Source organism: Marinobacter sp. ATCH36, assembly GCF_023555055.1.
In the GTDB taxonomy this organism is placed as follows: Bacteria; Pseudomonadota; Gammaproteobacteria; order Pseudomonadales; family Oleiphilaceae; genus Marinobacter.
On record NZ_JAMJPL010000008.1, the window covers coordinates 44,723 to 60,746 of the forward strand.

At 57.6% G+C, this 16,024-nt stretch carries 10 protein-coding genes; 2 read left to right on the forward strand and 8 right to left on the reverse strand.

The genetic code is table 11. The features are described from left to right. Positions 1-48: 48 nt before the first annotated feature. From ribD to glyA, 3 genes are all read right to left on the reverse strand, one after another. A complete protein-coding gene (gene ribD / locus M8010_RS18195) occupies positions 49-1,164 on the reverse strand; it encodes a bifunctional diaminohydroxyphosphoribosylaminopyrimidine deaminase/5-amino-6-(5-phosphoribosylamino)uracil reductase RibD (protein ID WP_250094140.1) in 1,116 nt (371 codons plus the stop codon). After that, complete coding sequence (gene nrdR, locus M8010_RS18200) at positions 1,161-1,679, reverse strand: transcriptional regulator NrdR (RefSeq protein ID WP_250094141.1); 519 nt, start codon at positions 1,677-1,679, stop codon at positions 1,161-1,163. Before nrdR ends, ribD begins: the two co-directional genes overlap by 4 nt. Positions 1,680-1,745: 66 nt before the next feature. Next, positions 1,746-3,002: a serine hydroxymethyltransferase gene (gene glyA, locus M8010_RS18205; protein ID WP_250094142.1), complete on the reverse strand. Its 1,257-nt coding sequence runs from the start codon at positions 3,000-3,002 to the stop codon at positions 1,746-1,748. Between the two features lie 358 nt (positions 3,003-3,360). Between glyA and ettA the strand changes: the two genes are divergently transcribed. Next, positions 3,361-5,022, forward strand: a complete 1,662-nt coding sequence (gene ettA, locus M8010_RS18210) for an energy-dependent translational throttle protein EttA (RefSeq protein ID WP_250094143.1) — start codon at positions 3,361-3,363, stop codon at positions 5,020-5,022. Beyond that, positions 5,022-6,401 (forward strand): DNA repair protein RadA, encoded by a 1,380-nt coding sequence (gene radA / locus M8010_RS18215; protein ID WP_250094144.1) that lies wholly within the window; start codon positions 5,022-5,024, stop codon positions 6,399-6,401. The genes ettA and radA overlap by 1 nt, the downstream gene beginning before the upstream one ends. A gap of 191 nt (positions 6,402-6,592) precedes the next feature. Here radA and M8010_RS18220 read toward each other — a convergent pair whose 3' ends face one another. The 5 genes from M8010_RS18220 to M8010_RS18240 form a co-directional block, all read right to left on the reverse strand. Beyond that, complete coding sequence (locus M8010_RS18220; protein WP_250094145.1) at positions 6,593-6,961, reverse strand: PilZ domain-containing protein; 369 nt, start codon at positions 6,959-6,961, stop codon at positions 6,593-6,595. 239 nt (positions 6,962-7,200) lie between these two features. Further along, entirely contained in the window at positions 7,201-8,265 is a 1,065-nt protein-coding gene (hemE, locus tag M8010_RS18225; protein ID WP_250094146.1) for a uroporphyrinogen decarboxylase, read from the reverse strand. 124 nt (positions 8,266-8,389) lie between these two features. Next, complete coding sequence (locus M8010_RS18230) at positions 8,390-9,808, reverse strand: glutamate synthase small subunit GltD family protein (protein ID WP_250094147.1); 1,419 nt, start codon at positions 9,806-9,808, stop codon at positions 8,390-8,392. Positions 9,809-9,885: 77 nt separating this feature from the next. After that, positions 9,886-14,334, reverse strand: a complete 4,449-nt coding sequence (gltB, locus tag M8010_RS18235) for a glutamate synthase large subunit (protein WP_250094148.1) — start codon at positions 14,332-14,334, stop codon at positions 9,886-9,888. Between the two features lie 212 nt (positions 14,335-14,546). Next, positions 14,547-16,022: an AAA family ATPase gene (locus tag M8010_RS18240; protein WP_250094149.1), complete on the reverse strand. Its 1,476-nt coding sequence runs from the start codon at positions 16,020-16,022 to the stop codon at positions 14,547-14,549. Positions 16,023-16,024 lie beyond the last annotated feature (2 nt).

Here is a 16,024-nt window from a genome sequence, read left to right on the forward strand (position 1 = left end):
TCTGACCGCCCTGCAATTGGCACCGGCCCACCATGAATTTAATACCCGTTAAGCCGGTGCCAGGATCAAACGTTGATCCTCACCCAGCTGACGGCGATCCAGTACTTTCCATTGTACCTTGTCCGCCATGGATTCCAGTGGCAGATTGGCGGTTGGCCGCCCCGTGCTGCCAAGGAACACCGGCGCCTGATAAAGCCAGAGCTCATCCACCAGGCGTTCGTTGATAAAGGTTCCGGCCAGTGTCGGGCCAGCTTCCACCAGGAGCTCATTGATCCCCAGCTCACCCAGTGAGTCCAGCAGTTCATGGACATCGATTCCGTTGTCTTTCCAGGCAACACCTGTCAAGCCCACCCCAAGCGCCGCGAGGTCCTGGGCCTGTGCCGTTACAAGTGCCGGTGAGGCGCAATAAACCTGAACGTTGCCGCCCTGGAGTATGGTAGCGCCGGGAGGTGTGCGTGCATCCCGGTCCGCAATTACACGCAACGGCTGGCGTGACGGCTCCGTGGCATCACCAATATCGCCCAGCTCGCCCCGTCGTACGGTCAGGGAGGGATTGTCCGCCAGCACGGTTCCCACGCCGGTCAGAATCGCGTCGCTGACGGCCCTCAGCCGCTGAACATCACGACGTGCCTCTGCCCCGGTAATCCATTGACTCTCGCCCGAGGCCATGGCCGTTCTGCCATCCAGACTGGCGGCCATTTTGAGCCGAACGTAAGGCCGGCCAACGTTCATTCGCTTCATGAAACCAGGGTTCAACCGCACGGCTTCTTCAGCCAGCAAGCCCTCTGTTACCCGCACTCCCGCCGCCCGAAGCATATCCAGGCCACGACCTGACACCGAAGGGTTGGGATCTTTGGTGGCAGCAAACACATGAGCAACGCCAGCTTCAATCAAGGCCTTGGCACAGGGCGGTGTACGCCCAAAATGGCTGCAGGGCTCCAGTGTCACGTAAGCCGTTGCGCCGCGGGCATCCGGGCCGGACTGGCTCAGTGCGCGAATCTCGGCATGAGCCTCGCCCGCTCGTTCATGCCAACCTTCCCCAACAACCCTGTTGCCGCGGGCAATGACGCAACCCACACGGGGGTTGGGATGCGTGGAATAGCGGCCGCGCCATGCGAGTTGCACCGCCCTGGCCATGTAAGCCGTGTCCTGGGCGTCGATCATGCCTTTCCTTCAGAAGAATGGTTGTCTGCCAGAACCTTGGCCACATTCAGGGGGTCGTCGCCCGATGTAGCGGAAAGCCGCTCAATCTCTTCCTTGAACTCGTTAATATCCTGAAAGCTGCGATATACCGAGGCAAAACGCACGTAGGCGACCTTGTCCAATTGCCGCAGTTCCGTCATCACCTCTTCGCCGAGCTGCATGGATTTTACTTCCCGCTCGCCAGTAGCCCGCAACCTGAATCGGATGCGATTGAGTGCCGCCTCGATTTCCTCAATGCTGACAGGGCGCTTTTCCAGCGCTTTCATCAAGCCGGCCCTGAGCTTTTCTTCATCAAATGGCTGGCGGGTGCCATCCTGTTTGACGACACGGGGCATCACCAGCTCGGCTGATTCAAACGTGGTAAAACGCTCACGACAGGACAGACACTCCCTGCGGCGACGCACCTGATCACCCTCAGCCACCAGCCGGGAGTCGATTACCTTGGTATCCGCTTCACCACAGAAAGGGCAATGCATAAACTGAAGCTCCTGCAAACCGTCAGGCGTTGCAATGCAGCGGGCCTGACGATGCGTTCAGGCTGATTAGCCGGCGTAAACCGGAAAACGATCACACAGGCCTTCGACCTGCTGACGAACCCGGTCATTAACAGCTTCGTCTTCCAGGTTATCCAGAATATCGCACATCCAGCCCGCCAGATCGCGACACTCGGACTCACCGAAGCCTCGGGTGGTCACCGCCGGAGTACCGATACGCAGGCCAGATGTCACGAACGGTGAGCGCGGGTCATTCGGAACCGCATTCTTGTTCACGGTGATGTGGGCACGGCCAAGAGCGGCGTCTGCATCCTTACCGGTAATGTCCTGCTTGATCAGGCTGACCAGGAACAGGTGGTTCTCGGTACCCCCGGAAATCACATCGAATCCGCGAGAGACAAACACCTCCGCCATGGCCTTGGCGTTTTTGATGACCTGCTTCTGATATGCCTTGAACTCATCGCTCATGGCTTCCTTGAAGCACACCGCCTTGGCAGCAATCACATGCATCAGCGGGCCACCCTGGCCTCCGGGGAATACCGCGGAATTCAACTTTTTCTGCAGGTCCGCATCATCGCAGGCGAGGATAAGACCGCCACGGGGCCCGCGCAGAGTCTTGTGGGTGGTGGTCGCCACAACGTGGGCGTGGGGAATCGGATCAGGATAGACACCGGCGGCCACCAGGCCTGCCACATGCGCCATATCGACAAACAGGTAAGCGCCCACCTTGTCAGCAATCTCACGGAAGCGGGCAAAGTCCAATGCCTGGGAATAGGCAGAGAAGCCGGCAATAATCATCTTGGGCTTGTGCTCGAGAGCCAGGCTTTCAACTTCATCATAATCAATCAGGCCGGTCTCGGGATTCAGGCCATACTGCACGGCGTTGTAGATCTTGCCGGAGAAGTTGACGCTGGCACCGTGGGTCAGGTGGCCGCCATGGGCCAGGCTCATGCCCAACACGGTATCACCCGGCTTGAGCAGCGCCATGAAGACAGCAGAGTTGGCCTGCGAGCCCGAGTGCGGCTGAACGTTGGCATAAGCGGCACCGAACAGCTCTTTGGCGCGGCTGATGGCCAGGTCTTCTGCGATGTCGACAAATTCGCAGCCACCGTAATAACGCTTGCCGGGATAGCCTTCCGCGTACTTGTTGGTCAGCACGCTACCCTGGGCTTCCATCACCCTCGGGCTGGTATAGTTCTCAGACGCGATCAGCTCGATATGAGCTTCCTGGCGTTTCTCTTCCGCCTGCATGGCGTTCCAGAGTTCGTCGTCAAAGCCGGCGATTTTCATATCACGATTAAACATTGATGCGCTGCCCCTGTGTGCGTGGCTACCCGAAAAAATGGGCCGCTATTCTATCTTACAAATGGGTAAAAAATCATCTTTTGTGCTGTCCGCAGATACCGACACTCCGCCACCTGCGCTTTTCGCTCAATTGCTATCCCTGACTGGTTTCGATACCTTACTCGGTCAATATTCACTGGTTGCGGCTACTGACTCTGGAGTTACGGCCATCGGGCAGGGCGATCCGGGATACGCTGTGAATACGTCCCTGTACGCTCGACAAAATCATCCATGATTTTGACGATCCCGGATCGCCCTGCCCGATGGCCTTTGCCTGACAGTGACCCAATCTCTTAATTCGCAAGAGGATTCTGACAACATGGCCCAATACGTCTATACCATGAACCGCGTGGGCAAGGTGGTTCCTCCCAAGCGCGAAATTCTTAAAGACATTTCCCTGAGCTTCTTTCCTGGCGCCAAGATTGGCGTGTTGGGCCTCAACGGCGCCGGTAAGTCCACGTTGCTACGTATTATGGCGGGTATAGATCAGGATTACATTGGCGAAGCCCGTCCACAGCCTGGCATCAACGTGGGCTACCTGCCACAGGAACCGGAGCTGGACGACAATAAAACCGTCAAGGAAATAGTCGATGAGTCCGTTGCCGGCATTCACGACGCCCTCGCGCAACTGGATCAGGTCTATGCCGACTACGCGGAGCCGGATGCTGACTTCGACGCACTCGCCAAGAAGCAGGGGGAACTTGAAGCATTCATTCAGGCCAGCGATGGCCACGATATTGAGCGCAAGATGGAAGTTGCTGCTGATGCACTGCGCCTGCCGGCGTGGGATGCCATGGTGAAAAACCTGTCCGGTGGTGAGCGTCGCCGCGTGGCACTTTGCCGCCTGTTGCTCTCGAGCCCCGATATGCTGCTGCTGGACGAGCCTACCAACCACCTGGACGCGGAGTCCGTAGCCTGGCTGGAGCGTTTTCTCCACGACTTTACGGGCACCGTGGTTGCTATTACCCACGACCGCTATTTCCTGGACAACGTCGCCGGCTGGATTCTGGAGCTGGATCGTGGCCAGGGCATTCCGTTTGAAGGCAATTACAGCCAGTGGCTGGAGAACAAGGAAAAACGTCTGGAGGTTGAGGCCAAGCAGGAAGTCTCCCGCCAGAAGACCATCAAGCAGGAACTGGAATGGGTTCGCACCAACGCCAAGGGCCGCCAGTCCAAAAGCAAGGCCCGTCTGGCCCGCTTTGAGGAGATGAGCTCCCAGGAATTCCAGAAGCGGAATGAAACCAACGAACTTTACATCCCGCCCGGCCCTCGCCTTGGGAGCAAGGTGATCGAGGTAGACGGCATCAGCAAGTCCTTCGACGACCACCTGCTATATGAAAACGTATCGTTCAGTGTACCCCCCGGCGCCATCGTGGGCATTATCGGTGGTAACGGTGCGGGCAAGTCTACGCTGTTCCGGATGATTGCCGGGCACGACAAACCGAATTCCGGCACTATCACCGTTGGCGAGACCGTAAAGCTGGCGTACGTGGACCAGATGCGGGATCTCAATGGTGATAACACCGTCTGGGAAGAACTCAGCGACGGTAACGACATCATCAAGATCGGCAACTACGAGACTCCGTCGCGAGCCTACGTAGGACGCTTCAACTTCAAGGGCGCTGACCAGCAGAAGCGGGTCGCTGACCTGTCCGGTGGTGAACGCAACCGCCTGCACCTCGCCAAACTGCTGAAAGAAGGCGGCAACGTGTTGCTGCTGGACGAACCCACCAACGACCTGGACGTGGAAACCCTGCGGGCACTGGAAGAAGCGTTGCTGAACTTCCCCGGCTCCGCGCTGGTGATCTCGCACGACCGCTGGTTCCTGGACCGCGTGGCTACCCACATCCTGGCGTTCGAGGACGACGGCGAAGTGATCTACTTCGAAGGTAACTTCAGCGAGTACGATGAGGATCACAAGAAGCGTAAGGGCGATTCGGCGATGGTGCCCCAGCGCATGAAGTACAAGAAGTTGGCGTAATGGCAAAAACCAAAACTGCCTATGTCTGCACGGAATGCGGTGCAGACTATTCCAAGTGGCAGGGCCAGTGCACTGCCTGCCACGCCTGGAACACCATCAGCGAGGTTCGCGGCGTCAGTGGCGGCAATGCCAGGGGTGCCCGCGGCGCTCGCTTTGAAGGCTTTGCAGGCAGCCTCTCGGAAGTAAAAAGCCTGGACGACGTCAGCCTGGCCGAACAGCCTCGCATCAGTTCCGGCATGCAGGAGTTTGACCGGGTGCTTGGCGGCGGCCTGGTGGAAGGCTCCGCCGTCCTCATGGGCGGTCACCCCGGTGCCGGAAAAAGCACCCTGCTGCTACAGGCCGTCTGCCATCTCGCCTCCAGTGTGCCGGCACTCTACGTGACCGGTGAGGAATCGCTGCAGCAGGTTGCCATGCGGGCCAAGCGCCTGGGACTGCCCACCAAAGACCTGAAAATGCTATCTGAAACCAGTGTGGAAAGGGTTATGCAGGTCGCGGAGGCTGAAAAACCCCGCATTCTGGTGGTGGACAGTATCCAGGTGATGCATGTAGCCGAGTCCGAATCCGCTCCGGGCAGTGTCTCCCAGGTTCGCGAAAGCGCAGCCTACCTCACCCGTTTCGCCAAACAGACCGGCACTATCCTGTTCCTTGTGGGCCACGTTACCAAGGATGGCAGCCTGGCCGGGCCAAAGGTGCTGGAGCACATGATCGACTGCTCCATCCTGCTGGAAGGCTCGAGCGACAGCCGCTACCGCACCCTGCGAGGCATAAAGAACCGCTTCGGCGCGGTCAACGAGCTGGGTGTTTTTGCAATGCTGGAGCAGGGTCTGAAAGAGGTAAAAAATCCCAGCGCGATTTTCCTGAACCGGGGCGAGGAAGCGGCGCCTGGCAGCGTGGTGATGGTGGTCTGGGAGGGCACACGGCCGATGCTGGTGGAGATCCAGGCGTTGGTGGATATGGCCCAGGGGGGGTATCCCCGGCGCGTGGCTGTAGGCCTGGACCAGAACCGGCTGGCAATGCTTCTGGCGGTTTTACATCGCCACGGGGGCATGCATGTGTCGGATCAGGATGTGTTTGTGAATGTGGTGGGAGGCGTGAAGGTCAACGAGACCAGTGCGGATCTGGCATTGCTGGCCGCTATTGTGTCGTCATTCCGCGACCGCGCCCTGCCCCAGGATCTGGTGATCTTCGGGGAAGTCGGCCTTTCCGGTGAGATCCGACCGGTGCCCAGTGGCCAGGAACGCATCTACGAAGCCGCCAAGCACGGCTTTACCCGCGCCCTGGTGCCCAAGTCCAATGCGCCTCGCAAGGCTATTGAGGGAATGAAGGTTATTCCGGTGACCAAGCTTAGTGATGCGCTTTCGGCTTTGGACGAGCTTTAGGCTCTGGAACCTAGCCTGCTTTGTTGGGTGCATGGGAGGGGGTTGGTAACACCTTTCCAAAAAACGCTTCAAGCACATCCCTGTGCGCTTGGGCTACGCCATCCATGGCTCCGCACATTTTTGGAAAGGTGTTACCAACCCCTCCCCACAGGCTCTACAGTTACCTCTTGAAAACCGTAGATACCATCCGCCTACTCAATCAAATGAGCAAACTCCCTCTCCAGCAACGCCTGATCCCCTAAATTCAACTCCACCAGCCGCTTCAGATGAGTTGCACTCTCGAGATCAATATACTGACACTTGAACCCCAGCCGCTGCTCTTCGACATGCCGTAGCTCCACCGCCATCACGATCGCCGTTTTATGATCATCAAGGTGGATAATCACCTCGCACGGCTGTTTCAGCGGAACGTTCCACCCTTCCGGTCGCTTCACCAGAACGCCCTTCAGTGAAATATCCAATACCTCGGTACGCCACACTTCCTCCTGACAATGCAGCTCACACTCGGCATCGAAGGAGATTCTGTGGAAACGACGTTTTTCGGGGGTTTTGGCTGGCAAGGGTTACTCCTTTACCGATCCTGTCTGCTATGACTATAGACCGCACAGAAGCATCTATCTAGCGTTCGCACACAACAGATCAGTCTTCGGCGCGTTAACTGAGAGTGCGACAAAGGGTGGTTGCCGGGCCGTTCCAAAACCGTGGAGCGCCAGGGATGGCGCGACCGAGCCCTACAGGGACGTATTTACGGGCGTGTTTTGGAATGGCCCGGCAACCACAACACTCCCAACTACCAATCTTATTTATGATACGAAGGACTGAGCTCGGTAACAGCACGAATAAACGCCCCGGCATGCTCCGGATCAACGTCCGGGGTAATACCATGCCCGAGGTTGAATATGTGCCCAGGCCCAGTGCCATAGCGCGACAGAATGTCCGCCACTTCCTGACGAATCCGCTCGGGAGGCGCATAGAGCATCGCCGGATCCATGTTGCCCTGCAGGGCAACCTTATCTCCGATGCGCGCACGGGCGTTTCCGATGTCCGTTGTCCAGTCCAGGCCCACGGCATCGGCCCCGGATTCAGCAATAGACTCCAGCCACTGGCCGCCGTTCTTGGTGAACAGGATCACCGGCACTTTACGGCCGTCCTTCTCACGGATCAGCCCCGCCACAATCTTCTTCATGTAATTGAGCGAGAACTCCTGGTACGCCCAGCTACTCAGCACACCGCCCCAGGTATCAAAAATCTGTACCACTTGGGCGCCGGCACGGATCTGGCTGTTCAGGTAATCAATCACCGAGTCCGCCAGGTGGTCCAGCAACTGGTGCATGACTTCCGGCTGGCCGTACATTAACTTCTTGGCTTCGCGGAAGTCCTTAGATGAGCTGCCCTCGATCATATAGGTGGCCAGGGTCCAGGGGCTGCCAGAGAAGCCGATCAGCGGGACGCTACCGTTCAGCGCGCCGCGGATGGTGGACACCGCATTCATTACGTAGTCCAGATCCACTTCCGCATTCAGCTTCGGCAACGCGGCGACATCTGCCGCGGAGCGGATGGTATTGCGGAATTTCGGGCCTTCTCCGGTTTCGAAATACAGGCCAAGCCCCAGAGCATCCGGAATGGTCAGGATATCCGAGAACAGGATGGCGGCGTCGAGCGGGAAACGTTCCAGTGGCTGCAGGGTAACTTCGCAGGCCAGGGGCGTATTCTTGCATAGACTGAGAAAATCCCCCGCTTTGGCGCGGGTGGCACGATATTCCGGTAAATATCGGCCGGCCTGACGCATCATCCATACCGGTGTGCGATCAACGGGCTGACGCATCAGCGCACGCAGGAAACGGTCATTTTTCAGCTCGGTCATAGCATTCCCAGTCTGCTGTCTGTCAAAAGTTTGGAGGGCAATGATACCCGGTTTGTGGCAATAAAAAAGGGCGGCTCACCATCAGCAAGCCGCCCTTCTGATCCGGGTCAAATACCGGAGGCGATCAGATATCCAGGTAATCCATGATACCTTCCGCTGCCTGGCGACCTTCCCAGATAGCCGTTACGACCAGATCCGAGCCGCGGACCATATCGCCGCCGGCGAAAATCTTGGGATTGCTGGTCTGGAAGCCGAATTCCGTCTCCTCAGGTGCGGTGACCCTCCCGGAGTCATCAGTCGTCACCTTCTGCTCATCAAACCAGTCAGCAGGACTCGGGCGGAAGCCAAAGGCGACCAGCACAGCATCCGCAGGAATAACTTCCTCACTGCCGGCAACTACTTCCGGACGGCGGCGCCCGTTCTCGTCGGGTTCACCAAGGCGGGTCTGAACCACTTTCACACCCTCAACCCTGTCCTCACCGATAATGGCAATGGGCTGACGGTTGAACATGAACTTGACGCCCTCTTCCTTCGCATTCGCGACTTCACGGCGAGAACCCGGCATGTTCTGCTCGTCACGACGGTAAGCGCAGGTAACGCTTGCTGCCTGCTGACGAATAGATGTGCGGTTACAGTCCATGGCAGTATCACCGCCACCGAGAACCACAACGCGCTTGCCTTTCATATCGATGAAATCTTCGGCTTCTTTTTCGAAGCCAAGGCGGCGGTTTACGTTCGACACCAGGAACGGCAAGGCATCATGAACGCCCGGCAGGTCCTCGCCCGGGAAACCACCCTTCATATAGGTGTAGGTGCCCATGCCCATAAATACGGCATCGTACTCGGCCAGAATGTCCGCCATTGCCACATCCTTGCCCACTTCCGTGGACAGGCGGAATTCCATACCCATTTCCTCGAATATCTTGCGGCGGCGGCTCATTACTGACTTTTCAAGCTTGAACTCGGGAATACCAAAGGTCAGCAGACCACCGATTTCCGGGTAAATGTCAAAAACCACCGGTTTGACACCGTTACGAACCAGTACGTCTGCACAGCCAAGCCCTGCCGGGCCGGCACCAATCACCGCAACCTTCCTGTCAGTCCACTTCACCGCGGACATATCTGGCTTCCAGCCCAGAGCGAAGGCCGTGTCGGTAATGTATTTCTCGACAGACCCGATGGTCACAGCACCATAACCATCGTTGAGGGTGCAGGCCCCCTCACAAAGACGATCCTGGGGGCAGACTCGCCCGCAGACTTCCGGCAGTGAGTTGGTCTGGTGGCACAACTCCACCGCTTTCATGATGTTGCCTTCCGACACCAACTTCAGCCAGTTGGGAATATAGTTGTGCACAGGACACTTCCACTCACAGTACGGATTACCGCACTCCAGACATCGGTGCGACTGAGATGCCGCATGATCCTGGGTGAATGGGTGATAGATTTCACCAAACTCTTTCTTGCGCTTCTTTGCCGGTACCTTTTTCGGGTCAACACGCCCTACTTCGACAAACTGGAAGTCGTTACTCAGTCGTTCTTTCATTATGAAGCTCTCATCAGACTCAATTTCGACACAGGCGCTACAACACAGGTAACGCCCCAAACCTTTTGCATCAGCCGTTACTCGGGGCGTGCCCGGGTGCTGGCCAGCAGGCTGCGAAGGTTCGCGGCCTTGGGTTTGACCAGCCAGAAGCGGCCGATGTAGTCGTCGAAATTGTCAAGAATATGCTCTGCCCATTCGCTCGCGGTTTCGGAAATATGCTCCCGGACAACACCACGGAGGTGGTTCCGGTAGGACTCCATGTCTTCGCTGGAGATCCGCTGAATTTCCACCAGCTCGTGGTTGTATTTGTCCACGAAGGTGTTGTTCAAGTCCAGCACATAAGCGAAACCACCGGTCATTCCGGCGCCGAAGTTATGGCCAGTAGTACCCAGAACGGTTATCAGGCCACCCGTCATGTACTCACAGCAGTGATCACCGGTGCCTTCCACAACGGCGTGGGCCCCGGAGTTACGGACACCGAACCGTTCGCCGGCGGTACCAGCGGCGAACAACTTGCCGCCAGTTGCACCGTACAGGCAGGTATTACCCACAATGGACGTTTCCTGGGATTTGAAGGTACTTCCGGATGGCGGCCGGATCACCAGCTTACCACCGGTCATGCCTTTACCGACGTAATCGTTGGCATCCCCCTCAAGATGAAGATTAAGGCCGCCCACATTCCAGACCCCGAAACTCTGGCCAGCGGTGCCGGTCAGTTCTAGCGTGACGGGAGCAGACACCATGCCCTGGTTGCCGTGCAACTGGGCAATCTCGCCAGATAACCGTGCACCAATGGAGCGATCGCAGTTGGTAACGCGATACGACCACGTACCACCCTCTTTGGCATTAATAGCCTCAGCGGTATCCTTCACCATCTGCTCGGCCAGCCTGCCTTCGTCGAAGGGATGGTTACGCTCTACCTGACAGGTGTTGGGCTTGTCCGCCGGTATCTGGTCGTTCGACAGCAAGCGCGTCAGGTCCAGTTTCTTCTGGCGCGGGGTATCACCCGGCAGGCGCTCCAGCAGATCAACGCGGCCTACCAGCTCCTCCAGACTGCGCACGCCCAGCTTCGCCAGCCACTCGCGGGTTTCTTCCGCCACGAAGCGGAAGAAATTCATGGCCATTTCGACGGTGCCTTTGAAGTGCTCTTCCCGAAGGTGTTCATTCTGGGTAGCAACACCGGTTGCACAGTTGTTGAGGTGACAGATCCGCAGATACTTACAACCCAGGGCCACCATCGGCGTGGTACCGAAACCGAAGCTTTCCGCACCCAGAATAGCGCCTTTAACCACATCCAGGCCGGTTTTGATGCCGCCATCGGTTTGCAGACGGATCTTGCCCCGCAGATCGTTGGCACGCAGAGCCTGCTGGGTTTCACTCAGACCCAGTTCCCAGGGAGAACCGGCGTAGCGGATGGAGGTCAGCGGGCTAGCCGCCGTGCCGCCGTCGTAACCGGAAACGGTAATCAGATCCGCATAGGCCTTGGCCACGCCAGCAGCGATCGTGCCCACCCCGGGCTCTGATACCAGCTTCACGGAAACCAGGGCGTTGGGATTGACCTGTTTGAGATCGAAAATCAGCTGTGCCAGATCCTCAATCGAGTAGATGTCATGGTGCGGCGGCGGTGAAATCAGCGTTACACCCGGCACCGAGTATCGCAGACGGGCAATCAGGTCGTTGACCTTGCCACCCGGCAACTGGCCGCCTTCGCCCGGCTTGGCTCCCTGGGCAACCTTGATCTGCATGACATCAGCACTACGCAGATATTCAGCAGTAACACCAAAGCGGCCCGATGCGACCTGCTTGATCTTGGAACGCTTCTCGGTGCCGTAACGGGCCGGATCTTCCCCGCCCTCGCCGGAGTTGGAACGTCCACCGAGGGTGTTCATGGCCACAGCCAGAGCTTCGTGGGCCTCTGGAGACAGCGCACCCAGGGACATGGCGGCGGAATCAAAGCGCGGGAAGATATTCTCCACCGGTTCCACTTCCGACAGGTCGATGGACTTGATGTCCTTCCGGAAACCAAGCAGATCCCGCAACGTGGAGACCGGGCGCTCGTTTACCAGCCCTGCGTACTCCATGTAATGTCCATAATCCCCGCTGGTTACAGCTTCCTGGAGCTTGCCGACCACATCCGGGTTGAAGGCGTGATATTCCTGGCCGTGTATATACTTCAGCAGACCGCCCTGGGTAATCGGCTTGCGATGTTTCCAGGCCAAGGCTGCCAACTGCTCCTGATCCTGCTGGAAATCGAAGAATCCCGCGCCCTGGATTCGGCTGGGAACCCCCTTGAAACACAGATCAACCACATCATCTGCCAGACCGATAGCCTCAAACAACTGGGCACCCCGGTATGAGGTGATGGTGGAAATACCCATTTTGGACAGAATCTTCAGCAGCCCCTTGTTGATCCCCTTGCGATAATTGTTCTTTGCATCAATGGGGTCCATCATCAGTTCGCCGGTACGGATCAGGTCATTGAGTACCTGATACGCCAGATACGGGTAAACCGCCGTGGCACCAAAGCCGAACAGAACTGCAAAGTGGTGAGGGTCACGAGCCCAGCCGGTTTCTACCAGGATGTTGGAGTCACAGCGCAGCCCCTTCTTGACCAGGTGGTGATGCACCGCGCCTGTTGCCATCATGGCATTCACCGGCAGCTCACCTTCTTTCAGATCCTTATCGGTGAGGATCAGGATAACCTTGCCATCGCGCACAGCCTGCTCGGCGTCATCGCATACCTTCTGCACAGCCTTCTCAAGCCCCATTTCCGGGCTGTAGCTCATGCTGATGCGGGCAACCTCAAAGCCGGGCCGATCGTTATTGGCAATCTTCAGGAACTTGGCCGGTGACAGCACCGGTGTTGTCAGGATAATCCGGTTGGCGTGTTCCGCGGTTTCCTCGAACACGTTTCTCTCGGCGCCAATACAGGTTTCCAGCGACATCACGATGGATTCCCGCAATGGGTCTATCGCCGGGTTGGTTACCTGGGCAAACTTCTGCCGGAAGTAATCCGCCACATGCCGTACGCGGCTGGACAGGACCGCCATGGGAGTATCATCACCCATCGATCCCACCGCTTCCTGGCCATTTTCAGCCAAGGGGCGCAGTACCTGATCACGCTCCTCATAGGACACCATGAACATCTTCTGATGAACATGAAGCTCATCCGACTGCATCAGTTTAAATTCTGGTGTCTCCTGGTTCAGCGTGGTTTCAACCCGCAGAGAGTTCTCCCGAAGCCAACGCTTGTAAGGCTGGGCCGACTTCAGGCGGTTATCCACATCTTTGGTATGCAGAAGTTCGCCAGATTCGGTGTCAATCGCCAGCATCTGGCCCGGTCCTACCCGGCCTTTTGCAACCACGTCCTCGGGCTTGTACCCATAAGTGCCAATTTCCGACGCCAGGGTAATGAAATCATCTTTCGTGATTACCCAACGAGCAGGACGCAGGCCATTGCGGTCAAGCATACAGACGGCATAGCGGCCATCCGAGAGAACCAGGCCAGCCGGACCATCCCAGGGCTCCATGTGCATGGAGTTATATTCGTAGAAGGCCCGAAGCTCGGAATCCATGGTATCCACATTCTGCCACGCAGGTGGAATCATCATCCGCACGGCACGGAACAGATCCACTCCGCCGGCCAGCAGCACTTCCAGCATATTGTCCATGCTCGAAGAGTCGGAACCGGTCAGGTTGACCAGTGGCTGCAGGGTTTGCAGATCCGGCAGCTCCGGCGCGCTGAACTTGGCGGCACGGGCGATGGCCCAGTTGCGGTTGCCATCAACGGTATTGATCTCGCCGTTGTGAGCAAGATACCGGAACGGCTGAGCCAGCGGCCAGCGCGGCATGGTGTTGGTGGAGAAGCGCTGGTGGAATACACATATGGCTGTCTGCAGATCCGGATCGCCCAGATCCCTGTAGAAGTTGGCCAGGTCCGCGGGCATCATCAGCCCCTTGTAGGCCAAGGTGCGATGGGAAAGGCTGCAGATATAGAACTCGGCATCGTCGGCCATGTCCCGCTCGGCATGGCGGCGGCCAACAAACAGTGCGATGGCAAATTCCCGCTCAGTCTTTGCTGCGGGAACCACGAACACCTGCTCAATCCACGGCAGACAATCCAGCGCCATGGGCCCGAGGCAACTGTCATCGGTGGGCACCTTGCGCCAACCCATGATTTCCAGGCCCTGCTCGGTGAGGCGCTTTTCCAATGCTGCGCGACCCGCGGCTGCCTTACTCTCGTCGGGACTAAGGAATACCTGGCCCACAGCGAACAGCCCTTCTGGCTCCTTGCCAAATTCCGCTTTCGCAGCCTTGCGCAAAAAAGCATCGGGGCTCTGGATCAGGAGGCCACAACCATCGCCGGTCTTTCCGTCTGCAGCGATACCACCGCGGTGGGTCATGCAGGTCAGCGACTCGATGGCAGTTTGCAACAACTTGTGGCTGGCCTCGCCCTTCATGTGGGCGATCAGGCCGAAGCCGCAATTGTCCCTGAACTCATCGGGATGATACAAACCTGTCATCATAAGCGTTCTCTCGCGTAGAAATGCTTTTCAATCAAAGGGATATCCTGAAATACACGGAAATCCTGCCCTTTGACACTGAAAATGGGGGCTGGTCATTTTACACGCGTAGAAATACGTACTCAAACCAAAGAGGTTTTATTTTAGGGCGCGAAACGGCCGGTTACGAGCATTGCGACCAACAGAGCTGATGCAACCAACTCGACTGGACACAATCAGAAATCACGCATACGCCGGATCCAGGGAGTCTGATTCCGAAGTGCCTGAGGAAGACCTTCAACTGCTTCGCGGGCCGCCGCCCTTGACGAAAAGTCTCCGTAAAAGCCAACAAACCAGTCTTGCCCTTGCCTTTCGGTGTGGGTGTAAAGGATACCGGAGATTGAGCTGTACTGATCAACCAGGTTCAGCACTGTTTGCTCGCGAATGCCGGCAATCAGCTGCACTGTCCAGCCCTGATTGGCCCTCACATCGCCAAGAGCCATAAAGTGAGATGGCCTTGCCGGTGAAAAATCTGGCTCTGGCTCTGGCTCTGGCTCTGGCTCTGGCTCTGGCTCTGGCTCTGGCTCTGGCTCTGGCTCTGGCTCTGGCTCTGGCTCTGGCTCTGGCTCTGGCTCTGGCTCTGGCTCTGGCTCTGGCTCTGGAGCAGGCTGCGAGGGAGGCGCGTCCGCTGTCAATTCGGGTGAGGCCGTCAACGGCTCGATAGCCGGGCCAATAGACTCAGGTTCAGGATTATCAGGGCCGATGGTAATACTCTTCCGCACAGTTTTCGGCTCCGGCACTACTTGTTCCCGGGCCACCGAGTCATCGTATTGCTGCGACACCAGCCACCAGGAACCAGCCAAAATCACCAAAGCAAGCGCTGGCCAACGAAGATTGAGTGGCATGGGGAATGATCGCCGGCGCTCGTTCCCACTTCCGACCGACGCCATATCCAGCCACACTGTCGGCGTAACTCGCTTCAGTCGAGAAAAACTGCCCTGGCTAAGGCTGTGTATATGCGAGATCCTGGCCGGCGTTAGTAGCACCTTTGCATCTCCACCTGCCCGGTGGACTCTGGGCTCCAGATAGGAGAAAACCTCCTCTCTGGTGAGCGGGCGAAGGTGAATCTGGTGCACGCCATCGCCATCCCCTGACAGCCGCAAGGCGTCTATCAGCTGACCGCTACCACTGAACACCGGTACAGCGGCAGCAGAGCGATCAGCGCCCTGGAAAGCCGCCAACACCAGTCTGACAACCTCTGCAGGCGCCCTATCTGCGTCGTCGATCAACAAAACCATGCGCTGACCCTTCCGCGCCCTGCTTTCAGACCATCGAAAAAATCCATACACCGAGTCGCGCGCGCCCTCACCCGGTTTCAGTCCCTTGTGCGCTATGGCAAGCAAGGCACGGGCAAGCGCCTGTGTACTGGTCAGTGCTGCGGCGGGAAGACGGTGGAAATCAAGTCGGGCAGATTCACTTCTGACCAATTCTGCCAACAAACGGCTTTTTCCTGCTCCCTGGTCACCGGTCAACAACAGTGCAAGGTCACCGAACCCGCAAAGATGACGGAGTGTTTCCAGGGCATGATGACGTGAGCCATCGGGAAAAAAGGGGGTTTCCATATCCAGTGGATTCGCCCTCAAACCGTATCTTTCCTGCAATCGCGGAAAAAGGCCGCCGCCATCAAGACTATTGAGCCCCTGATCAGCCATAT

Coding starts and splice junctions, on each gene's coding strand:
- gltB (WP_250094148.1), bottom strand. CDS start 14,334: ATGATGACAGGTTTGTATCATCCCGATGAGTTCAGGGACAATTGCGGC.
- M8010_RS18230 (WP_250094147.1), bottom strand. CDS start 9,808: ATGAAAGAACGACTGAGTAACGACTTCCAGTTTGTCGAAGTAGGGCGT.
- radA (WP_250094144.1), top strand. CDS start 5,022: ATGGCAAAAACCAAAACTGCCTATGTCTGCACGGAATGCGGTGCAGAC.
- glyA (WP_250094142.1), bottom strand. CDS start 3,002: ATGTTTAATCGTGATATGAAAATCGCCGGCTTTGACGACGAACTCTGG.
- M8010_RS18240 (WP_250094149.1), bottom strand. CDS start 16,022: ATGGCTGATCAGGGGCTCAATAGTCTTGATGGCGGCGGCCTTTTTCCG.
- ribD (WP_250094140.1), bottom strand. CDS start 1,164: ATGATCGACGCCCAGGACACGGCTTACATGGCCAGGGCGGTGCAACTC.
- ettA (WP_250094143.1), top strand. CDS start 3,361: ATGGCCCAATACGTCTATACCATGAACCGCGTGGGCAAGGTGGTTCCT.
- hemE (WP_250094146.1), bottom strand. CDS start 8,265: ATGACCGAGCTGAAAAATGACCGTTTCCTGCGTGCGCTGATGCGTCAG.
- nrdR (WP_250094141.1), bottom strand. CDS start 1,679: ATGCATTGCCCTTTCTGTGGTGAAGCGGATACCAAGGTAATCGACTCC.